This is a genomic window from Paenibacillus sp. FSL H3-0302 (assembly GCF_037982245.1).
GTDB lineage: Bacteria > Bacillota > Bacilli > Paenibacillales > Paenibacillaceae > Paenibacillus_AQ > Paenibacillus_AQ odorifer.
Window position 1 is genome coordinate 5593039 of sequence record NZ_CP150284.1, and the last position, 22942, is coordinate 5615980.

General features: G+C 46.6%; 15 protein-coding genes and 1 other annotated feature. Of the genes, 7 read left to right on the forward strand and 8 right to left on the reverse strand.

Translation table 11 applies throughout. The features are described from left to right. Positions 1-40 precede the first annotated feature (40 nt). A complete protein-coding gene (locus MHH50_RS24965) occupies positions 41-901 on the reverse strand; it encodes a phosphate ABC transporter substrate-binding protein (protein WP_038573065.1) in 861 nt (286 codons plus the stop codon). A gap of 54 nt (positions 902-955) precedes the next feature. Further along, on the reverse strand, positions 956-2392 hold the full coding sequence (locus tag MHH50_RS24970) for a stalk domain-containing protein (protein WP_248549670.1): 1437 nt from the start codon (positions 2390-2392) through the stop codon (positions 956-958). Between the two features lie 341 nt (positions 2393-2733). Here MHH50_RS24970 and MHH50_RS24975 point away from each other — a divergent pair, with 341 nt between their 5' ends. Both MHH50_RS24975 and MHH50_RS24980 read left to right on the forward strand, forming a co-directional pair. Further along, positions 2734-2892 (forward strand): hypothetical protein, encoded by a 159-nt coding sequence (locus MHH50_RS24975; RefSeq protein ID WP_248549671.1) that lies wholly within the window; start codon positions 2734-2736, stop codon positions 2890-2892. A gap of 113 nt (positions 2893-3005) precedes the next feature. Beyond that, positions 3006-3239, forward strand: coding sequence for a hypothetical protein (locus tag MHH50_RS24980; protein ID WP_248549672.1), 234 nt, complete (start codon positions 3006-3008; stop codon positions 3237-3239). Positions 3240-3585: 346 nt separating this feature from the next. On the opposite strand, the gene MHH50_RS24985 is transcribed toward MHH50_RS24980, so the two are convergent. After that, complete coding sequence (locus MHH50_RS24985) at positions 3586-3726, reverse strand: hypothetical protein (RefSeq protein ID WP_340033574.1); 141 nt, start codon at positions 3724-3726, stop codon at positions 3586-3588. A gap of 94 nt (positions 3727-3820) precedes the next feature. On the opposite strand from MHH50_RS24985, the gene MHH50_RS24990 reads away from it, so the two are divergent. The 4 genes from MHH50_RS24990 (at position 3821) to MHH50_RS25005 (ending at position 9771) form a co-directional block, all read left to right on the forward strand. Continuing rightward, positions 3821-4552: an ABC transporter ATP-binding protein gene (locus tag MHH50_RS24990; protein WP_339191281.1), complete on the forward strand. Its 732-nt coding sequence runs from the start codon at positions 3821-3823 to the stop codon at positions 4550-4552. Next, positions 4549-5598 (forward strand): ABC transporter permease, encoded by a 1050-nt coding sequence (locus tag MHH50_RS24995; RefSeq protein WP_036685018.1) that lies wholly within the window; start codon positions 4549-4551, stop codon positions 5596-5598. Before MHH50_RS24990 ends, MHH50_RS24995 begins: the two co-directional genes overlap by 4 nt. A 57-nt stretch (positions 5599-5655) precedes the next feature. Further along, entirely contained in the window at positions 5656-6345 is a 690-nt protein-coding gene (locus MHH50_RS25000; RefSeq protein ID WP_076220316.1) for a TetR/AcrR family transcriptional regulator, read from the forward strand. A gap of 81 nt (positions 6346-6426) precedes the next feature. Then, a complete protein-coding gene (locus MHH50_RS25005) occupies positions 6427-9771 on the forward strand; it encodes an SNF2 helicase associated domain-containing protein (protein ID WP_340033575.1) in 3345 nt (1114 codons plus the stop codon). A gap of 73 nt (positions 9772-9844) precedes the next feature. Here the strand turns inward: MHH50_RS25005 and MHH50_RS25010 are convergent, their stop codons facing one another. The 3 genes from MHH50_RS25010 to MHH50_RS25020 form a co-directional block, all read right to left on the reverse strand. After that, on the reverse strand, positions 9845-11533 hold the full coding sequence (locus MHH50_RS25010; RefSeq protein ID WP_340033576.1) for an exosporium glycoprotein BclB-related protein: 1689 nt from the start codon (positions 11531-11533) through the stop codon (positions 9845-9847). A 430-nt stretch (positions 11534-11963) separates the two neighbouring features. Then, a complete protein-coding gene (locus MHH50_RS25015) occupies positions 11964-14477 on the reverse strand; it encodes a collagen-like protein (protein ID WP_340033578.1) in 2514 nt (837 codons plus the stop codon). A 37-nt stretch (positions 14478-14514) separates the two neighbouring features. Beyond that, positions 14515-14874, reverse strand: a complete 360-nt coding sequence (locus MHH50_RS25020; RefSeq protein ID WP_036687001.1) for a hypothetical protein — start codon at positions 14872-14874, stop codon at positions 14515-14517. Positions 14875-15123: 249 nt separating this feature from the next. After that, positions 15124-15342: a binding site (T-box leader), on the forward strand. Positions 15343-15382: 40 nt separating this feature from the next. Between MHH50_RS25020 and argS the strand changes: the two genes are divergently transcribed. Then, positions 15383-17248: an arginine--tRNA ligase gene (argS, locus tag MHH50_RS25025; RefSeq protein ID WP_340011151.1), complete on the forward strand. Its 1866-nt coding sequence runs from the start codon at positions 15383-15385 to the stop codon at positions 17246-17248. Positions 17249-17309: 61 nt separating this feature from the next. Here the strand turns inward: argS and MHH50_RS25030 are convergent, their stop codons facing one another. Together MHH50_RS25030 and bglX are read right to left on the reverse strand one after the other, a co-directional pair. Beyond that, a complete protein-coding gene (locus MHH50_RS25030; RefSeq protein WP_340033579.1) occupies positions 17310-20654 on the reverse strand; it encodes a cellobiose phosphorylase in 3345 nt (1114 codons plus the stop codon). Positions 20655-20700: 46 nt separating this feature from the next. After that, on the reverse strand, positions 20701-22869 hold the full coding sequence (gene bglX, locus MHH50_RS25035) for a beta-glucosidase BglX (RefSeq protein ID WP_076281897.1): 2169 nt from the start codon (positions 22867-22869) through the stop codon (positions 20701-20703). Positions 22870-22942: the final 73 nt, after the last annotated feature.

The window sequence follows — 22942 nt, forward strand, 5'->3', positions numbered from 1 at the left end:
GCTGGCCGCTGTTACCGTTCAATATGATCTTCAGATGTTATTAACCCTTCATTGCTGCGATCGGAATGAATTTTAGCTTTTTCAGAGAACCTTGTTGGAACTTTTTGCTTTGTACGTATTCGATAAATTCTTTAGTTGCGCCAGTAGGTTGACCTTTAGTCATGTAGTAACCATAAGCCCAAATCTTATAAGAACCGTTAATTACGTTGTCTGTAGTAGCTGCGATACCGTTGTGTTTCACTGCTTTTACGTCGCCACTTACATAAACAAGGTCGATATAACCGATGGAGTTAGGAGTAGTTCCTACTGCTGTTTTCATGTCACCGGATGAACCTGTTTCTTTGTAGTTCTTAGCTTTTTTAACGATATCTCCGCCATCCAAGGCTTTAGCTTGATAGTTAACGCGGGTACCAGAACCGAAAGAGCGAGTGATGACAACGATATCTGCATCTGCGCCGCCTACTTCTTTCCAGTTGGTGATTTTGCCAGCGAAAATGCCTTTAAGTTGTTCTGTTGTAAGGTTATCTACACCCACATTTTTGTTTACAATCGTTGCAAAAGGAATGACAGCTACTTTGTTCGCTACCTGTCCGTCAAAAGCTTTGAAGCCTGGTACGTCGATGCTAGCATCCCAGTCGCAAGCGCCGATATCAGCGATGCCTTTTTTCACAGCTTGTGGTCCAGTTACAGAACCTTTACCAGATGCTGCGATTTTTACTTTAGGGTGCAGCTTTTGGAATTCTTTTGCCGCTTGCAAGGTCAATGGAAGAAGTGCGGTTGAACCGTTAACGGTGATTTTGCCACTAAGTGAATCTGCTGCTGCTGCAATCCCTGCAAAAGATGCGGTTACCGCGATTACGGCTGTTAAAGCCGTTACTGTTAATTTCTTGAAGATTTTCATTGTACTATTTTCTCCTCTCGGCTCTAGGCCGTTAAAATATGTTTGGGATAATCATTATTTAGTCAGTTGCAGCCCTTTACCGCCTTGGATAACCCATACGCTGTCGCCGCTCACAATCGCAAGCTTGCTTCCGTCTTTAGATACAGATACTTCAGATACATCTTCAGTCGTACGGAACAGTTCGGTCTTTGCACCACTACCATCGATAGAATAGATCACTGTGCTTCCGTCTGCCGTAGTACCTGCCACTACCAAACCATTGCTAACGCCAGTGGACCAATTCACTTCGATATCAAGTGCAATATTAGTGCTGGTTGCGTCCGCTTTTACAAGCTTCAGGGTATTCTTCGCATTGCCGTCTGCATCTGCGCTCAGGTATGCCACATTTCCATCAGCCAAAATCTCTGGGTAAAGCTTGTTATCCGCTGTGGTTGTTAATGCAGCTGGTTTAGCATCTTTTGTAGCCAGATCAAGCTTGTAAAGCTGCTCTCCTGCCGAGCTGAAGTCTACCGTAAGAGAATCTTCTGTGCTGTCTGCATCATTTTTTGCAACACCTGTCAAATTAACGATATAAACGGCACTTTTTTCGTCAGCAGAAATGCGCAGTTCGGATTTATTCTCAACCTTGTCAGCCAATACGGATTTAACATCACCAGTCTCTACTGAGATTTTAGCGATTTTTTCTTGCTTGTCTCCTTGGATGAAATAAATGCTTTTCCCATCTTTGGACCAAACCAGATCTGTCTTCACGCTATTGTCGGTGCCTAGTGTTTTAACAGCTCCGCTAGACAAGTTAATCAGATTCAGCAAACCTTTCTCATCATTAAAAGCTCCCCACTGTTGATCCGGCGATACTGCAAAGTCCACCGCACTGTCATTTGACGAAAACACTTCATAGTTACCTGGTTCTGTACTGAATTTGATAAGCTGAGTAGTTTCAGCATCACTTTTGTTCGCAATCAGGTTACCAGCTGCCGTCCAGTGCAAAGTATCAAACAATCCTTCCGGACGTGCAAAGCTCAAAATCGTGCTAGCATCAGCGTCCAGCTCTCCACCTAATGCAATAACTAACTTAGTCAGCTCTACATAGGTTTTACCGTTATAAAACACTGGAGCCACTGTGAACGATTCGGAATTACCATCTACTTGATAGCTCTTTGAGCCTGTTTTGAGTTGCACATTATGTAGTCCTTTGCTGTCGTTAAGTTCAAACCCGCTTGTTCCCAGTACTACCTTAGCCCCAATTTCACCAGCTACCTGAGTCAGCGAGTAAAGCTTGTAACCACTGCTGTTAATGGTGTTAAACACAATCGGCGTTCCGTTTACATTCCAAGTAGTTGTACCTTCTTTAACTGCTGTAACAGCAGCGACTTGATTGGTAGCTACAGATTTTACATTACTGCCGGTGCTAGCTGCAGATGCACTTCCAACGCCTACTGTTGCAAGAAGTGCTGAAGCCAACGTTGCGCTAATCCATTTACTGTTTTTCAATTAGATTCACCCTTTTCGTATAGGTAACTGCTAATGTCATTTTCGTCTACAATTGTCAATTCTGTTGCAGAGGAATGTAATGGAAATATTAACTAGTATTCTTTTTTTAAAAAAATCAGGTATATTAGCTCATTTAACAATTTTCTTGCTCTAAACCAAATGAACTAAACAGCAAAAACAGCCTCTTTTCGTAAAAAGGTGCTTGGTGTGGTTACCTTATTTAGTTGGAGAATTGTTTGGGATTTGGTGAGACGTAGGGACTAGTTTGAGATTGTAGGCGGGTGGGGGGAGCTTGTTGCCGAGGTGGGCGGGTGGAGTATATGTGGAGTTCGCTTGGGTGCGTGGAGAAGCTTGTTGCTAAGGTCGATGGGCACTTGGAGTATATTGCGGAGGTCGCTTGGGCGGGTGGGGAGCGTATTACGGAGATCGCTTGGCGCGTGGGGAAGCTTGTTACTGGCGAGAGTCTGCTATCAATTATGTGGCTGCTGCTTACGATTTAAAAACTAACTGGTCTGTTGGGGCGCTTTCTGCGTAAGGGGCATCGTAGGAGATTCGGCTGATTGTACGGGATTTATACCGTTCTTTTACTGAATTTAGTAGGATTGGGCTCATTGTGCGGGATTTATACCGTTCTTTTACTGACTTCAGTCGGATTGAGCTCTTTGTGAGGGATTTATACCGTTCTTTTGCTAACTTTAGCGGGATTGGGCTCATTGTGCGGGATTTATACCGTTCTTTTGCTAACTTTAGCGGGATTGGGTACATTGTACGGGATTTATACCGTTCTTTAGCTGACTTCAGCAAGAATGAGCTCATTGTGCGGGATTTATACCGTTCTTTAGCTTGATTTATCTAGATCATGCCTATTTAGTGGCATTTATGCCCTTCTTTTGTCTGGTTTAGGTAAACCCGTGCTATTTTGAGGCATTTATGCCTTTCTTTTAGCTGATTTAAGTGGATCGACGCCATTTAAGGGCATTTATGCCTTTCTATTACCTAGTTTAGGCGGACTGACGCTATTTAGTGGCACTTTTGCCTTTTATTCAAATCATCTCTATATACATAGTAAAAGGACATGTTGAATTAACAAACGTCAATCGGGATTAAGCTAATACTGTGGGATACCTTTGTATAAAATATATGGTTTACAATTCCTAACTTTTGATGCACAGTAATGAGTGAGTACTCACTCATTATATAATTAGAGTGTTTAACGCAATGCAGTTCATCACCATCACCATCACCATCACCATCACCATCACCATCACCATCACCATCACCATCACCATCACCATCACCATCACCATCACCATCACCATCACCATCACCATCACCTTCTACACCTTCTACACCTTCTACACCTTCTACACCTTCTACACCTTCAACTCAAGTAAGTATCCCAGAACATTCAGAATCGAGGAGATAAACATGGGTTCAAAGATTCCAGTTATTTCAGTGAGCCATGTCGGGAAAGCGTTTGGAGAGAAACAGGTGCTCGAGGATATTTCGCTTCAAGTGGAACGTGCGGAAACCTTTGGCATACTAGGACCATCGGGCTCAGGAAAAACAACATTAGTGAAGCTGCTTACAGGTATCGATGAGGTAACCTCCGGCGAGGTGAAAATACTTGGCGTGACGATGCCGAAGCTGACTATGCTGCAACAGATTGGGTATATGGCCCAGTCTGATGCCTTGTACACGGAGCTTAGCGCGAAGGAGAATCTGGAGTTTTTTGCAGCGCTATATGGACTAAAGGGGGAGCAACGCTCCAAACGCATCACAGCCGTAATGGAGATCGTTAATTTACAAGATCATTTAAGAAAAAGAGTAGACCAATACTCCGGCGGGATGAAACGCCGCTTATCATTGGCGATCGCGCTGCTGCATGAACCGCCGTTGCTTATTCTTGATGAACCTACAGTTGGCATAGACCCGGTGCTGCGGCTATCCATCTGGAAGGAACTAAAAGCGCTGAACCAGAAAGGCACCACCATTGTGCTGACCACGCATGTCATGGATGAAGCTGAAAAATGTGACCGGCTCGGAATGATCCGTGATGGCAAGCTGCTTGCTGCCGACACGCCTGCCGGACTGCTGCAAGCCACCGGTTCAGCTTCTATTGAAGAAGCCTTTTTATATTATGGAGGTGTGCGTTCATGAGAATCCGAGCGATCACCTTAAGGATTTTGCGACAATTCATTCATGATAAAAGAACAATGGCATTAATGTTCATTGCACCACTCCTCGTTCTAAGCTTAATGAGCTTGGTCTTCAACGGTGACGCCTATGAACCAAAAATCGGTGTGTCCGGTGTACCTCTAAATATGTCAGCTGCGTTAAAAGAACAAAATGCCACCATCAAAGAATATGCCAGCGCAGAGCTGGGAAAAGGCGCTTTAGTAGAAGGAAAAATTGACGCTTTGATCACTTTGAACGGAACCGCCGGAGATTCGCAAGTAACGCCTCAAGTGCTGTTAGAAGGTAGCAACCCTACAGCCAATAAGGCAGTAATCATGACGCTGCAACAAATCTCCCAAAAACTTCTTCCAAGTACAAAGGAACAATTACAGCCGCAGATCAGCTATCTTTACGGTTCTGAGAATATGAAGACGATCGACCGTTTCGGTCCCATTATGATTGGCGTATTTGTTTTCTTTTTCGTATTCTTGATTGCAGGTGTATCCTTCTTAAGGGAACGAACCACAGGCACGCTTGAACGCCTACTTTCGACTCCATTGAAAAGATGGGAGATTGTGCTCGGGTATGTATGTGGTTTCGGCATATTTACCGTTTTTCAGGCGCTATTGATCTCATGGTATTCCATACAGATTCTTGGCATTATGATGACAGGCAGCTTTGGTTACGTATTGCTGATCACATTACTCCTATCGATGACAGCGCTGACGTTGGGCACACTGCTGTCGGCTTTTGCAGCCAATGAGTTGCAAATGATACAGTTCATTCCACTCATTATAGTGCCACAAATCTTCCTCAGTGGATTATTCCCGCTTGATACCCTTCCACTGTGGCTCCAGCGCGTTGGCCTCGCTACACCGATCTATTACGGATCAGAAGCTCTGATGGACATTATGGTCCGTGGCAAAGGATGGAGCGCAATTGCACTGGATGTCTATGTACTAATAGGATTTTCGCTGCTATTTATGCTGCTGAATGTATTGGCACTGCGCAAGCATCGCAAAATGTAACTTCACAAAAGCTATTATCATTGAAACAAAATGAATCAAGCATGGAGGGCTATTGTAATGAAAGAGGAAGTTTCTACGGAACAAAATATAGAAGAGCAGTGGATAGAAGAGCTGCTGACCCTTGGCAAAGACGAGAAACTGACACCGAAGCAGATTTCTATTCTACAAGCGGCGATTGAGGTGTTTTCCGAAAAAGGATACTCTGCGACATCCACGAGTGAAATTTCTCAGAAGGCGGGCGTGGCGGAGGGAACGATTTTTCGCTATTACAAGACTAAAAATGATCTGCTGCTTGCCATAGTAGGTCCTACCATGAGTCGCATGCTTGCGCCTTTTGTGCTGCGGAATTTCAACGGCGTGCTTGATATGCCCTACGACAGCTTCGAGGAGTTCCTGCGGGCATTTATGATCAATCGGCTGGATTTCGCCCGCAAGAATTTTAAAATTCTTAAGATTCTTATTCAGGAGATTCCTTTTCAGCCAACAGTTAGAGCGCAGTTTGTAGAGAATATTCTTAGCAAAATACTGGAGCGCGTGATTGATATTGTTGAACATTTTAAGGAAAAGGGTGAAATCATCGAGGTGCCTACACCCACACTTATACGCTTCACACTCTCGTCTGTCGTAGGTTATTTGATGAATCGATTGCTGCTGCAGCCAGATAAGGACTGGAACGACGAGGAAGAAATCAACCTGACGATCGCTTTTATCATGCATGGAATAAGTAAAACAACACCCCCTATTTGATGCGCACGCCCGTTCTGTTATCATAAGTACTATATTAAATTCGGACTTTTCGAGATCAAGTTATGAGGAAGGAATTATGTTATGGGCTTTAGTGTATCAGAACGGGTAATCAAACTGCTGTGCGGCAAGTCTATTTTTGAAAAAGGATTAGCTTATTACCAAACTGAAAGTGTCGATATAATTGAAGTTGAAGAATACAATGACTCCATTCCAGATTTGCCCCGCTCTCGATATGAAGCCATTGTTCAGGGGGCGATCGACTATGAAGTTATGGTGGTCATTGATATTGATGGGGATGTCCAGGCAGAGTGTAATTGTCCAGCCTACTCCCATGGGGGGCCATTCTGTAAACATATCGCGGCTGTGCTGATCAACGTTGACGCCCTTAAAACTGGCCGAGATCGTTCAGAGCCTACCGGAGCTTCGCACCAGTCCTCTATAGAAGATACTGAGATTCTAACCCCACGTATTTTTACAGATACTGCGCAAGACAACGGGGGAAAGTCCAGAGATCAACAGCTCGTGAGCAGCCTACTGGGGATGTTCAGCAACCATACACCGCGTCCTAGCGGTACGGGGGCTTTTGTAGATAACAGACTTCCTCTAAATATAGAGTTTACATGCAAGCCGTTCACTTATAGTTACAGCCACACCATGCTGGGTATAGAAATGAAAGTCGGTCCAAAACGTCTATATATTGTTCAGAAAATAAGGGGATTTCTAGAAAGCGTACACCGCGGAGACTCCTTTGAGTTCTCGAAACATTTTATCTATGATCCTGCCATTTACAGCTTTCGGAAGGAAGACAATGTTGTTCTACAGAAGCTGATTGATATTGTATTAAATGAAAAAATGTACCGCGATAACGTAACTCCTTACTCACCTTATGGGGGAAGTATTGGGGGAGATCGTTTGCTGGCCGTCCCTCCTTTTTTCTGGGAGTCGCTTCAACCTGCGCTTTCAGAGGTCTCGTCGGTATTTTTGCAACAAGAAGAGGTGCTGTACGAAGGCATCCTTGTGTCTAATGAGGCGCCTCCACTCAGCTTTGAATTTGAACAGGCAGAAGAGGATGGATATCATCTGGATATTCAAGGACTTGAGCAGATTTCGGTCTTAGAAGATTACGGGATAGTACTGTCGGAAGGTAAGTTGCTGAAGCTATCCCCTCAAGAATGCATACGCCTTGCTGAAATGAAAAAAATGCTGGATTCCTCCCGCCGAAATGGTATCGATATTGCCCCCGAGCAAATGGAGTCTTTTATGGATAAGGTTATTCCTGGTCTGAAAAAGCTGGGCAACGTCCATATCGCCGACTCCATTGCGGATCGGATTGTTCAGCATAGGCTTATCGCGAGACTTTATCTGGATCGTGTGAGAGATCGGCTGCTCGCCGGACTAGAGTTCCAATATGGTGACATTGTGATCAATCCCTTAGATGAAAAAGCCCATGTTCGCGGGACGAATTTGATTCTTTTGCGAGACGGGGAGGGAGAAGCCCGCATTCTGGAGCTGATGGAGCACGAATCCTTCGCTAAAACTGAAGGCGGATATATTATGACAGACGAAGAGGGCGAATATGATTTTTTGTACCATACCATTCCGCTGCTGGAACCGCTGCTTTCGGTCTATGCGACCTCCGCAGTCAAAGCAAGACTGTTCACGAGCACTACACCCCCAAAGGTGAGCATTAGTTGGAATGAAAAGACGGACTGGCTTGATTTTAAATTCGATATGGGCGGGATTCCAGAAGCTGAGATTGTTATGGTTCTGAAATCCCTGCAGGAAAAACGCAGATACTACCGCTTGCCTGATGGGGCCCTGCTACCACTGGAGAGCGAGGAGCTTCAAGAAATCATTACCTTTATGAATGATATAGGCATCCGGGAAGGTGAGATCAAAGGGGTGGAATTTTCTCTGCCCGTTGTTCGCGGGTTACATTTGACCTCCACGGATGCTAAGAGTGACTCCATTAAGCTGGGCAGATCCTTTAAAAGGTTACTTGCGAACATGCGGAATCCTGAGAATCTTGATTTTCCTATACCTGACAGTCTGGTTCCTGTGCTAAGGGATTATCAACAATATGGGTTTCAGTGGCTGAAGACGTTGGCCCATTACCGTTTTGGTGGTATTTTGGCGGATGATATGGGGTTAGGCAAAACGCTGCAAAGTATCGCTTTTCTCCTGTCAGAACTTCCAGAGATCCGTCAGAATGGACTGCCTGCCCTAATTGTCGCTCCTGCGTCTCTCACTTATAACTGGCTTAATGAGCTTAAAAAATTCACACCAGAGATCAAAGCTGTCATTGCAGACGGTAGTCTAATTGAGCGCGGGCGGATTTTAAAAAATACAGCAAAAGCTGATGTAATCATCACTTCTTATCCGTTGCTTCGCAGAGATGTTCAGCTGTATGCTAAAAAGTCTTTTCATACCCTGATTCTCGATGAAGCACAAACTATAAAAAACCATACTACACAGACAGCCCAAGCTGTAATGGCGCTTCAAGCCCGGCACCGTTTTGCACTTACGGGTACTCCCGTGGAGAATGCGTTGGAAGATTTATGGTCCATTTTCGGCACCGTGTTCCCTGGGTTGTTTCCAGGCAAAAAAGCTTTTCATGATTTACCAAGAGAAACGGTTGCGAAGCGGGCGCGTCCCTTTTTGCTGCGGCGCTTAAAGAGTGATGTGTTAAAGGAACTTCCGGACAAAATCGAATCCGTACAAGCATGTGAACTGCTGCCGGAGCAAAAAAAGTTATATGTAGCTTATCTCGCCCGTTTGAAAAAAGAGGCGCTTAAGCATTTGACCCAAGATAGCTTCGGCAATAATAATCGGATCAAAGTTCTGGCGGGACTAACTCGTCTGCGCCAGTTGTGTTGCCACCCTGCTCTTTTTGTCGATGGATATGAAGGAAGCTCTGCTAAATTCGAGCAGCTGCTCGAAATTATAGAAGAATGTCGTAGTTCGGGTAAACGTATGTTAGTATTCTCACAATTCACAGAGATGCTCGGCCTGATTGGGCGTGAACTTGGATATCAGGGCATTCCATACTTTTATTTAGATGGTCAAACGCCTGTTTCTCAACGAGTAGATTTATGTAATAAATTTAATGAAGGAGAGCGTGATATTTTCTTAATCTCCTTAAAGGCCGGCGGGACCGGGCTCAACTTAACTGGGGCAGACACTGTAATCCTTTACGATCTTTGGTGGAACCCTGCCGTCGAGCAGCAAGCTGCGGATCGGGCTCACCGTATCGGGCAGAAAAATGTAGTGCAAGTAATTCGTCTCGTCACCCAAGGCACCGTAGAGGACAAGATGTATGAGCTGCAGCAGAAGAAAAAGAACTTGATCGATGAGGTCATCCAGCCAGGTCAAGAAAGCTTGTCTACCCTCACAGAGCAAGACATCCGGGAGATTCTAATGATCTAAATAACAACGTTGGAGAAAAAATCAGGATATCCTGCAGCCCATAGGGCTATCGGGATATCCCTTTTTCTTCAGATTATGCGATTGTAACTCCTGCACTAGCATAGCCAGCAACAGTTGTTGCAACGTCAATGCCAGCCGTGACCGTCGAAGTGAAGACCAACAACAAGCGTTCTCCCACAGTTACAGGGATGCTCAAACCTGTGGTATTACCACTGCTAATAGTTCCAAGAGCAATTAATCCTGTAAGCGGAGGACTTAACGTAACTAAAGCCCCAGGTACTGCTGTGAAGGTATTGTTAGGTGTAGTAGATCTGTATAATTGAGCCGTGATTGTTACCGTAGACCCCACCAAACTAACGGAAGCTGTCGCACTGAAATAGGCTGCCATAGACGTAATCGTTCCAGTTCTAGGAACCGAGAACGCAAAGTTCAGCAAGGTTCCAGCCGCTCCGGTGAGATCTATAGTACCGCCTGTAATACTGATATTGGTTGCACTGCTACCAAAACCAACTGCACTTGAAGTATTCAAAAGCCCCCCTAATACAGTGGTCATTGCTACTGGAAGACCAGAAGAATATGGAATAATTGCACCTGAACCAGTAGCACCTGTTGCTCCAGTTACACCAGCAGTTCCTGTTGCTCCAGTTACGCCAGCACCTGTCGCTCCAGTTACACCAGCGCTACCCGTCGCTCCCGTTGCTCCAGCACTTCCTGTCGCTCCCGTTACTCCAGCACTTCCTGTCGCTCCCGTTGCTCCAGCAGTTCCCGTTGCTCCCGTTACTCCAGCACTTCCTGTCACTCCCGTTACACCAGCACTTCCTGTCGCTCCCGTTGCTCCAGCACTTCCTGTCGCTCCCGTTACGCCAGCACCTGTTGCTCCCGTTGCTCCAGTACTTCCTGTCGCTCCCGTTGCTCCAGCAGTTCCTGTCGCTCCAGTTACACCAGCACTACCTGTCGCTCCCGTTGCTCCAGCACTTCCTGTCGCTCCCGTTACGCCAGCAGTTCCTGTCGCTCCCGTTGCTCCAGCACTTCCTGTTGCTCCCGTTGCTCCAGCAGTTCCTGTTGCTCCGGTTACGCCAGCACCTGTCGCTCCCGTTGCTCCAGTGCTTCCTGTTGCTCCCGTTGCTCCAGCAGTTCCTGTTGCTCCGGTTACGCCAGCACCTGTCGCTCCCGTTGCTCCAGTGCTTCCTGTTGCTCCCGTTGCTCCGACGCTTCCTGTCGCTCCAGTAGCTCCAGCACCTGTGGCTCCGGTTTCGCCAGTACTTCCTGTCGCCCCCGTTGCCCCTGCACTTCCTGTCGCTCCCGTGGCTCCAGCACCTGTGGCTCCGGTTACGCCAGCACCTGTCGCTCCCGTTGCACCAACGCTTCCTGTAGCTCCAGTAGCTCCAGTAGCACCTGTAATTCCTATATTTTCTCCATATAATTCAGAGTAGACAAGGCGATGAGCAGTCACTAATTGACCTGTGCTACTCTTCCCCCAAACTGAAATTTGAATGGGATCATCAATCGTAATAGGTGTTGTGAATAGAAATTCAAATGAATCAAAGTTTGCATAATAATCCCTATTAACCACTTGATTAGGAGCTAAATTAACCTGTTCACTTACATATAAAGTTCTTGTCCCATTCATATAATAGCCTTCGACTTGAACCGTTGACGGAGTATCATCACTCTGATTGACAATTTTAAGAGTAACAAGCTGAGTAGGTCTTACACCGCCTACCAGATTATTTTCTATAGGACCAGTAGATAGTTGACTCAATTTTCAACACCTCATTTTTTATGAATTTTAAAATACGCTTATTATTTGAATTGCGAAAATCAAATCAACCGAACAAGATTCTCCTCAATAGCTTTGTAAAAAACGTGGTTTTATCTATAATCATTCCTCCTACCTACTCTAAGTTGATAATCTATGAGCCTAGAAAATTAGTTCCTATTTTTTGGCTCTTTATAGTATTATTCTTATTTTGAATTAAGGTGTGGACATCCATTTAAAAACTACTATTACACATATTTGATTTATTAAAATAAGCTAAAAATCTGTAATGGTTTAATAGAATAAGAATCTAATAAGCAACGTTCCAGTCGACTTATAACATATGCCAACAAAACAGAGGGTAACCCGAGAGCCGCACTAACGGCTACCGAATTACCCCTGTTATAAACACTGAACTTGAAGATAAATAAGCTTAAGTTAATTCATGAACAGACCAGACGATACCTGCTGAGTTCGCTCCACCCAAATTCAAAGGAACCGTCAAACCATTTGCCACATAGAACAAGCCAATCACATCACCTGCGGTTAATGCAAATTCTCCAGCTAGCGTCACAGTACCACTTCCCAAAATTGCTCTCAAATCTAATATAAGCGCTACATTCACATCAAGTACTGGGAACAACCCACTTACCAGATTTGTTGCAGTAGGAGAAGTTCTCTGAACTACGAAAGCCGGATTAACTCCAGCACCAAGACTGATAGAAAGTGAGGCAGTTGTGGAATAATTGATAGTCGCTTCAATCGAATATCTACCAGTTGTCGGAATGGTATAATTTCCCCCAACTTCGTCGAAAGACGGGCTATCATAAAAAGGTGTTGTCACAGTCCAGCCAGTTAATTGTGTAGATGTGGAAATTGCCAATGAGGGTTTGAAAGCAGAAAACCCTTCTTGTTGAATATTCGGACCTGTAGCTCCAGTTACTCCGGTAGCTCCGGTAGCTCCGGTTACACCAGCTATTCCAGTCGCTCCTGTTACTCCAGCTACTCCTGTTGCTCCCGTTGCTCCTGCTACTCCAGTCGCTCCGGTCACTCCAGCTTCACCCGTTGCTCCGGTTACACCAGCTACTCCAGTCGCTCCGGTTACTCCTGTTTCACCCGTTGCTCCGGTTACACCAGCTACTCCTGTTGCTCCGGTTGCCCCAGCTACTCCTGTTGCTCCGGTTGCCCCAGCTACTCCCGTTGCTCCAGTCGCTCCAGCTTCACCCGTTGCTCCGGTTGCCCCAGCTACTCCCGTTGCTCCAGTCGCTCCAGCTTCACCCGTTGCTCCGGTTGCTCCAGCTACTCCCGTTGCTCCGGTTGCTCCGGTTGCTCCAGCTACTCCTGTCGCTCCGGTTGCTCCGGTCGCTCCAGTCGCTCCAGTTGCTCCAGTTGCACCAGTCACTCCATCGGCTCCTGTCGCACCAGTTACTCCGTCTGCTCCTGTCGCACCAGTCGCACCAGTCACTCCATCGGCTCCTGTCGCTCCTGTGGCACCCGTTGCTCCATCGGCTCCCGTTGCTCCAGTTGCACCAGTCACTCCATCGGCTCCTGTCGCACCAGTTACTCCGTCTGCTCCTGTAGCTCCAGTCTCTCCTGCTCCGGTCGCTCCAGTTGCTCCGTCTGCTCCCGTTGCTCCCGTTGCACCCGTAGCTCCAGTCTCTCCTGCTCCGGTCGCTCCGGTAGCACCCGTTGCTCCATCCGCTCCAGTTGCTCCCGTTGCACCTGTAGCTCCATCGGCTCCTGTCGCCCCAGTCTCTCCTGCTCCGGTCGCTCCGGTAGCACCCGTTGCTCCGTCAGCTCCCGTTGCACCAGTCGCCCCAGTTGCTCCATCGACTCCAGTCGCTCCAGTTGCTCCGTCTGCTCCGGTCGCCCCGGTTGCTCCGTCTGCTCCCGTTGCACCCGTTGCTCCATCCGCTCCCGTTGCACCAGTCACTCCATCTGCACCTGTTGCACCTGTCTCTCCTGCTCCGGTCGCTCCAGTTGCTCCGTCTGCTCCCGTTGCACCAGTCGCCCCAGTTACTCCGTCTGCTCCTGTAGCTCCAGTCTCTCCTGCTCCAGTCGCTCCCGTTGCTCCGTCTGCTCCCGTTGCTCCTGTAGCTCCATCTGCTCCTGTTGCCCCAGTCTCTCCTGCTCCGGTCGCTCCCGTTGCTCCTGTTGCTCCATCCGCTCCCGTTGCACCAGTCGCGCCAGTTGCTCCATCGGCTCCTGTTGCCCCAGTCTCTCCTGCTCCGGTCGCTCCTGTTGCACCCGTTGCTCCGTCAGCTCCCGTTGCACCAGTCGCACCATCTGCCCCTGTTGCACCTGTCGCCCCAGTCTCTCCTGCTCCGGTAGCACCCGTTACTCCATCCGCTCCGGTTGCACCAGTTGCACCTGTAGCTCCATCGGCACCTGTTGCCCCAGTCTCTCCTGCTCCAGTCGCTCCAGTTGCTCCATCCGCTCCCGTCGCCCCGGTTGCACCAGTTACTCCATCTGCACCTGTCGCCCCAGTCTCTCCTGCGCCGGTCGCTCCCGTTGCTCCGTCTGCTCCCGTTGCTCCTGTTGCTCCATCCGCTCCCGTTGCACCAGTCGCCCCGGTCGCGCCAGTTATCCCTTGCGTTACACCAAGCAATTCTGCATGTACAAGTCGATGGGCAGTCACAATCTGGCCAACGCTATTTTTTCCCCATACTGAGATTTGAATCGGATCATCTACCAGACTTGTAGTTGTAAAAATAAATTCAAACGCATCAAAATCGGCATAATAATCACGTGTTATAACTTCATTAGGTGCTACATTTATCAGCTCGCTGACATATAAAGTTCTTGTCCCATCCATATAGTATCCTTGAACAAGAGCCATTGATGAATCAATGTCACTTCGGTTATCAATTTTGACAGTAACATGCTGAGTAGGTCTTACACCCCCTACCATACTATTGTCTATCGGTCCGGTAGATAAATAACTCAATTTCTCATCACTCCTTTAACGTTAACTGTAATAATTATTAAATTAATACTGCCTGCTTCTCCCACGCAACTATGCGATGAGGATCTACCAATGCCCCTGAGTTCTGTTTACCCCAGACTGAAATCCCAACCTCTGCTTCAACCGCTTCTACTGTTGTAAACACAAATTCAAATGCGTCCAAGTCGGCAAAATAGTTCTTAGTTAAAACTTGATTAGGTGCTAGATTTACTGTTTCATTCACATACATCGTTCTTGATCCGTTAAGAAGGAAACCTTGAATAACTAGATTATAAGGATTAAGAGAATCCCGATTAACTACTTTTACGGTTACCAGTTGCGACGGTCTGACCCCTAGGATCGGGCTGTTATCTATAGGTCCAGTAGAAAAAATAGCCATGTTTTATTCACTCCTCCCTTCCACTACAATTTGAAAGATTAGTGGCTCCGTATAGTAATATTCCTTGGCTTGAGTTAGCGTGTGGACTGTTGTGCAAAGGAACAGCTGGTCCTATAACAAGACAGCCTTCTTTTTCCAAATTTATAATCTACTAAACTGATAAGCTAACAACAAAGAGCAACCAAGATTGTTAAGAAGCTAACCACTATTGCTTTTTATGAAATATTAGGTATACTGGTAAAAATTAATTAAGCATCGATGAGCGGGAGAGTAGTTAACGAGATCTAGTCCTCAGCGAGCCGGGAGAGTGTAAGCCGGTACAGATCCCTTTAATGAAGCGCACCCGTGAGATGGACTTCTGAACCTTAGTAGGAAGTCCCGGCTGAAGGCCGTTATCCCGTAAGGTGGCTGAACAACTTGTTCAGCAACGAGAGTGGTACCGCGAGCGCTAAAGCCCTCGTCTCTTTTGAGACGAGGGCTTTTTTGTATTTTCAAAGGAGGGTATACCATGTTAAATCAAATCATCAAAGACGGAATCGAGCACAGTGTACAACGTGTATTCAATACCTTAGGAGCTGACTATCCAGAGGACATTGCCATTCTGATCGAACAGCCAGCTAATCTAGAGCATGGTGATTATTCATGCAATATCGCTATGCAGCTAGCCAAAACTCTACGTAAATCCCCAATGGTCATAGCAGAATTAGTGAAAGCAGAGCTTCAATTCCAAGGGCGCCTCGCCGGTCTTTTACAAAAAGTTGAAGTCGCTGCTCCCGGATTTATCAATTTGTATATGAATTGGCAAAGCTGGGCTGAACATTCCTTTGAACTGCCTGCCAGCACTGGGGAAAAAGTCATCATCGAGCACACTTCTATCAACCCCAACAAAGCCGCTCACGTAGGTCATCTAAGAAACGCCTGTATCGGCGATACTCTAGTCAGAATTATGAAAAGAACTGGGTATAACGTAGAGGTCCATAACTACATTGATGATCTCGGCAATCAGCTGGCGGATACAGTTGTTGGATTATTAAATATATCTTTAGAAGGGGAACACCAACGTTTCGGTGATTTTTGCTGGGATCTTTATGCCAAAGTGAACAAAGAATATGCGCTGAACCCTGAGATGACACATAAGCGCACAGATATACTGCACTCCCTTGAACAAGGGGGCGGTAACGAAGCCTGGCTGGGCAACCTTGTAGCTGAACGCATCGTTAGAGAGCATGTAGAGGAAATGAAACATTTTGGAATTTATTATGATTTGCTGGTATGGGAGAGCAGTATTTTAAAAGAGGGATTTTGGGCAGCCGCAGCTGAGCTACTGAAGCAGACAGCCGTTTTTGTACAAGAGACTGAAGGTAAACTCGCAGGCTGCTGGGTGCTGAAGCAAAGAACAGAGGCTAACATTGGAGCGGATTCAGAGGAGCATCAGCTCGATAAGGTGCTGGTGCGTTCGAATGGGATTTTAACGTATACAGCCAAAGATATTGCCTATCATCTCTGGAAATTTGGTCTTTTGACCAAAGATTTCTCCTTTAGCGAATTCTCGTCCGGTTTATGGACAACTGGATTAACTGGAACCCAAGAATCTTATGGGCAGGCGGACAGAGTCATCAATGTGATCGATTACAGACAGGAATATCCACAACAGATGGTTAAGCAAGCCTTAGGGGCACTAGGTTATAACGAGCAAGCAGACAAACTCCATCATGTGAGCTATGGTGTTGTATCTCTTAGTCCCGCTTCGGCGGCCGAGCTGGGTATAGATATTTCAGAAGGCAAATCTTCTTATGCTATGTCCGGACGTCAGGGAATCGGGATTAAGGTAAGCGATTTGGTGGAGCTTATGGAACAGAACATTGAGCACTCACGTTCCGATAAAGACGGCCTCTCCAGCCGATTGATTGCCACTGCTGCGATTCGCTACTATCTGCTGCGGTTTAATTTAGGAACGGAAATCGTGTTTGATTTCAAACAGGCTACCGAAATATCCGGCAATACCGGAGTTTATCTGATGTATACTTTTGCGCGTGCGACAAGCGTTTTGAGTAAAGCTACGATCCCAATCCTTACAGCTGCCGCACAGCTTCAGTTCCCTTCCGAATTGGAAAAAGCAGAGCTTGCCCTGCTAAGACAGCTAAGCCTCTGGCCGGAGATATTACATTCAGCAAGTATAGAGTTAACGCCAAATACGCTCTGCACTTACGCACATACCTTAGCTACACTGTTCAACAACTTCTATTCTGGATGTCCGATTCTAAAAGGAGATCCAGCTACGATCAAATTCCGCCTCTGGCTCACTTCAAGATTCAAGGACATCTTGGGAGATGTGCTCGAAGTGCTTGGGTTACCGACACCGAGCCGAATGTAAAAAACACAAAAAAAGGGCAATTTCCGCGTTTAACGCGGAGATTGCCCTTCTATATATAATGTTACTTATAAATCTCTATCACATTTCCAGCTTCCGTGCTGAGACGATCAAAGTCCGCACGTTTGATGCGAACACCACCACTACGATAGCGGTTAGGTGTACCTTCTGTTTGCACTTCCGTACCATTGATAGTAATTTGACTAATCTCACGACCTGTAAGGTGATAGATAAAGTCTACCTTAGTGCCTGCATATTCAAAGCTAAAGTGCATTCCATCCAGCGATTCCGGCAGAATAGGGTCAACAATTAAGTCTCCACCTTCCGTACGGATCCCCAGTGCATTCGAGATTAACTGGTTCATATAGATCCCAGGACCGCTGGAATAGATTCTCCAGCCACCTTTAACAGCTACGTCACCATTGCGCAGTTTATCGAAATTCTCCTGTGCCTCATAACGGGTGTTAAATTTACCATCCGAGCTACTGAAATAGGAGTTAGCTTGACGTAGTTCAGCGTTTGGCACCACATCGCGGATTCCGATCGGATTAATCGCTGCCAGACCCTTCCAGACCTGATCGGTTTTACCGAGCTTGGCCATAGCCTCTACATAACGGATATGTGCATGCACATACTGAAGTCCAATTTCCCGGCCAAAGTTAGCCGCTTGCTCCGCACGTTTGAAATGAGTGCTGACCCCGCCAACATATTGAGCTGGACGATTCATCAGACGCACACCATCAGGGCAGAATAGTTTATCCTGAATGACATCATAGTGTGCTTCGGCCTGTTCCGGAGTAAGCAGCTCACTGATCATACTGCGCGTCATAGGCAGCAGACGGTACTGAATACCTGTTTCTGTGTCACTTGGGTGCACCATAAGTTTAATTTGCTCAGGGTCTTCCATATACAGGAAGCCAGGAATCACTTCGGATTGAAGCATATGAGTATGGAAATCCTTACGGATCCCTTCCACCATCGCCTTCAGTTCCTCTGCCTCAGCTTGATCAACTGAACGAAGCACCTCTGAGAACTGATTAAGTGTCTGATAGGTAAGTGCCACTGTCCAACTGCTGACCATATACTGCTTCAGCTGTGGATTTGCAGGCTGGAGCGTATCATCCCAGTCTCCATCACCGTAAGAAGACAGATGTGTGTCATGCAGGAAATGATCCTTAATATAAGCAATTTCCTTCCGTGCGTGATCCAGCAACGTCGCCTTTTCTTCTGTAAAGTCAAAGCTGTGCTTACGGGTATACGGTACTGTTGCTCCCAAGATGCTGTAATCCTGAGTTACTGCCAAGTAGTCTCCAAGCACCTTAAGCGGCCATACAATAATATCTCCATGACTTTCTTCTTGTTGTATCTTCGTGTATTTATCAAACATGAACCACTGTGGCCAGTTGCCATCATCTTCATATTGATGACTATACAGCGTCAGCAAAATTTCACGAACCTGTTCGTATTTTTGCGTAGCCATGAAATATTCCACAGGTCCCTGACATACATCCCGGGTTCCCCAAGCAGCGCCACCATATTGCTCTAAACCATGTGGAACCGAATAGTGAACCAGCATGTTATGTGTGTACCACCAAGTCAGAGCGTTAACCTTAAACAGTTCACCTTCTGTTCCGTCCCCAAGCGTCAGGCGGAAGCCATTCATCACACCAGCATAAAACGCGCGATAAGCAGAAATCTCTTCCTCAGCTGAACGATTTCTTGGAGCAAGTGACTTACCATCCAGAAGGCCTTGAATATTCAAGGTCCATTCACTGCTGGCAGACAGCTCCAGTACTGCTAACGGTGCTTCAGTTGGTTGAACCGGAGAGACAAGTCTACCTTCATCCTGCAGAGTTAACTCCGCACCCTGTACCTGTAATTTATACTGTAAGTCGGGATATTCACCAGCACTTAGTGCGCTTCTGTCAGCGGAGAAGATTACTGCTCCACCTTCTTGCTTAGATTGATATGGAAGCTCGTATTCATTAACGTTCATGGTGATTTGATTAGTGACTAAATAACGATAAGCTCGTCCGCTTTCCGAACGCACATTCAGGAATATCTCCGGCGAATCTTCGGTGGTGTAGTTCGTAATAATGAAGCATTCACCATCTGTTCTGTAATACCAACGAGCATAGTTGAAACCAACCTCAAATAGAGAAGGCATGGTCAGCAAACGATATTCACCGTTCCACTCTACATAAATGCGTTGTCCTGAAGCTTTTGGAATGTTAAGCGCATTTCTTGGATTGGACATTAGCTTGTTGAAATTGGTATTTCCAATTACCACTTGGGAGTTAAAGATCCCGTACATATAAGAAGTTGTTGTGATGACCTTATCATTAAGTCGAGCGTTATCCCCACTCATCAGGATATGGCCGTGTGGCCGTTCTACGCGCATTTCTTTCTCTTTTAATACTACGTGCTCATAATTCTCCGTGAAAAAGGAAAGTAGTGTGTCTCCTTCTCTCTCCTCCTGATAACGAACCGGAAACAAGACCCCGATCTCTTTCTCTGTCAGCGAATCTGCAGCCAGCGGTGCTCCCAGCTCCTTCGAGAAGAAAGAACGTTCAAGTGCTGCTTCAGCTTCTAAAGGTAAATCTTTAACAGCATCCCAAGCCGCAGCAATATCATTAGCAAATTCTAGCGCAGTGATCGCTTCTGGATGATCTTGCTTAAAAAATCCGTAGAACACAAACCGTGTTTCCCCGCTCAGCTTCACCCGTTCCGATTGCAGCGCAGTATATGCGAATTCATATTGATAGATCTCATTACTTAATTGCTCACGACCCAAGCTCTCTGGTTGGTTGGTTTCTTTATAGGACAGTCCAAAGAATTGAAAACCGTCTGTTGAGAAGCTTGTTGCCTTGGTAAGTGAACCCTGTTGCAGATATGGGAATTTCCCGCCCTGCGGCTGATTCTGTCTAGAGCAAACAACGTACCCGTTGGATTGATCCTCAAATACCGCATGATCGATATACTGTGACAGGTAAGCTTCATTACTGCGGACAGCGGCGATATCAGCAATCCCTACATCCTGTCCGTACACAAGATCTACCTCTGCATTTTGTCCAGTAAGCTTCACATCCCAGAACCAAGCTCCTCCTGCAGTAGGGGTGAAAATAACTTGATATTCAATATTTTCCGCAGTACCTTCCCAAACCAAACGGTTTCCAGCCTTACGTACAGTGCTTGAAGAATGAATGCCCAGCAAAGGAATGGCTTGAATGTTTCCATCATTGTGCACTCGCAAATATAGATTGGATAATGAACCATCCACAATGCTTGGCAGCAATTGATTGATCATTGTCCGTTCGTAGAGGACTTGGAACAAGTCCCCGCTGTTTGTAAAAGTGAAGGATAGATCCCCGGCGTTTAAACGGATGTTAGTATTCAAATTAGTAGTCATATTATACACTTCCTCCATTACGGCGTTACTGCCGTATATATTCTACTTATGCTAATGTTAAGCAAAAATCCCGTTCTTTAACCTCATTGCTGTTCGAACCGACGAATAATTTAAATCGTCCCGGATCGCTGCTAAAGCTTAGATCGCTATGATAGTAACGAAGCTGCTGTTCGGTAAGTGTAAAGGTCACTTCACGACTTTCCCCTGGTGAGAGGTTGATTTTGGCAAAATCCTTCAGTTCCTTCATTGGTCTGACGACCTCTCCGGAAATGTCTCGGATATACAGCTGCACTACCTCTTCCCCATCCACTTCTCCAGTATTGGTCACCGTAACTTTTATTTCAATAGGCTGATTTTCAGTCATGATATCACCGGACAGAATTGGTTCACTATAGCTAAATGTCGTATAGCTCAGTCCAAAACCAAATGGCAAAAGCGGTTCATTAGGAATGTCCAGATATTGCGAGACATAACGTTTGTCGGCACCCGGAGCATGAAGTGGGCGTCCAGTGTTGAAATGATTGTAATAGACTGGAATCTGCCCAACGGATACCGGGAAAGACATCGTTAATCTTCCTGAAGGATTCTCATCTCCATAAAGTAGACTGGCAATTGCCGCTCCGCCTTCACTGCCCGGGAACCAAGCTTCCAGAATGGCATCTGCATGCTCGTACACACCGGCCAAGTCTAGTGGACGTCCATTAAACAACACCACCACGATAGGCTTATTCAGCTGTTTCAGACGTTGTAAAAGCTCAAGCTGCGCTTCCGGCAAACGGATATCTGAACGGCTGCCCGCTTCTCCACTCATCTCTGAATGTTCACCAAGCGCCAGTACAATCACATCAGCTTGCTTAGCAGCCGCTTCCGCCTCCAGCCACTGTTCCTCTGTAAAGCTATCGACTCCAGAACCTTCTGCAACAGTAATCTTACCCGCACCTGCGCGAGCTTGAAGTGCTGGTGCAAGACGGCTTGCCTCTTCCGTTGAACCCAACCACGACCACGGTCCAAGAATATCTCCGCTAGTAGCAAACGGTCCAATTAGCGCAATCCGTTGCTCTGCAGCAAGCGGCAGAACCTGATCATTCTTGAGCAGTACGCAGGATTTAGCCGCCAACTCACGCGCCGCATTTCGATGATCTTCACAGAAGATTACCTCACGCTCTTTCTCGACGTCAGCTCCGCGGAACGGATGCTCGAACAAGCCCAATCTTTGCTTCAATTTCAAAATACGAAGCACAGCTTCATCAATAATCTTTTCATCTACTTGTCCATCTGCAACAAGCGCCGGAAGCTGATGAACGTAACAAGCCGTCATCATCTCGATGTCTACACCAGCTTTGATGGCTTTAAGTGCTGCCTCAGCCTCATCCTCGGCGACACCATGTGGGATCAGTTCCTTCACTGCACCCCAATCCGAAATCAATACGCCATCAAATCCCCATTCCTCACGAAGCAGCTGGCGAAGCAGCTTGACGTTGCCGCTTATCGGAATCCCATCAATCGTATTAAATGAAGTCATGACCATCTCTGCACCTTCATCCAGTGCTGCACGATAGGCCGGCAGATAATATTCACGCAGCTGCCGTTCCGATAAATCCACCGTATTATAATCACGACCGCCTTCGGATAGACCATAGGCAGCAAAGTGCTTAATACAAGCCGCCAGACGATCTACATCACCAGTCAAGTCGCTTCCTTGAAATCCGCGCACAAACGCACGGGCAAACCTACCATTCAAATATGGATCTTCTCCTGTAGATTCCATTACTCTTCCCCAACGTGGGTCCCGTACAAGATCCGCCATTGGCGCATAAGTAACGTGCACACCGGAGACCGCCGCTTCTTTAGCCGCAATCTCGGCGCTCAGCTCTGCGCGATCCATATCCCAAGAGCAGCCAATTGCCAGCGGGACCGGAAAAATCGTCTTGAAGCCATGCACAATATCCGCCATCATCAGCAAGGGAATGCCCAATCTATTTTTGCGTAAATGGGCTTCCTGAACCGCAATGACTTGCGCTGCACCTGATAGACCAAGTACAGAGCCGCTGCTCTCGATCATGTGGTCCGTAATTCCCATGGATGCCATAGGGCCAGTGATTTGTCCTCCATCCTCTGCCCCTTCATAGAAATTAGCGGCTAGCTGCTGCAATTGTGCAATCTTTTCTTCAAGCGTCATCTGGTTCAACAAGGTAGTCAGTTGCTGCTCATTCATTTCAAATCCTCCATTGTTCAATTCTGCCGATGCCTATGAATGGAAAAACCCGTGTGCAAGAATTGCACGCGGG

Bases quoted from the DNA above. Each gene is read 5' to 3' on its own strand.
- MHH50_RS24990 (WP_339191281.1), top strand. From the start codon at position 3,821: ATGGGTTCAAAGATTCCAGTTATTTCAGTGAGCCATGTCGGGAAAGCG.
- MHH50_RS24965 (WP_038573065.1), bottom strand. From the start codon at position 901: ATGAAAATCTTCAAGAAATTAACAGTAACGGCTTTAACAGCCGTAATC.
- MHH50_RS25030 (WP_340033579.1), bottom strand. From the start codon at position 20,654: ATGACTACTAATTTGAATACTAACATCCGTTTAAACGCCGGGGATCTA.
- bglX (WP_076281897.1), bottom strand. From the start codon at position 22,869: ATGAATGAGCAGCAACTGACTACCTTGTTGAACCAGATGACGCTTGAA.
- argS (WP_340011151.1), top strand. From the start codon at position 15,383: ATGTTAAATCAAATCATCAAAGACGGAATCGAGCACAGTGTACAACGT.
- MHH50_RS24995 (WP_036685018.1), top strand. From the start codon at position 4,549: ATGAGAATCCGAGCGATCACCTTAAGGATTTTGCGACAATTCATTCAT.
- MHH50_RS25000 (WP_076220316.1), top strand. From the start codon at position 5,656: ATGAAAGAGGAAGTTTCTACGGAACAAAATATAGAAGAGCAGTGGATA.
- MHH50_RS25005 (WP_340033575.1), top strand. From the start codon at position 6,427: ATGGGCTTTAGTGTATCAGAACGGGTAATCAAACTGCTGTGCGGCAAG.
- MHH50_RS25020 (WP_036687001.1), bottom strand. From the start codon at position 14,874: ATGGCTATTTTTTCTACTGGACCTATAGATAACAGCCCGATCCTAGGG.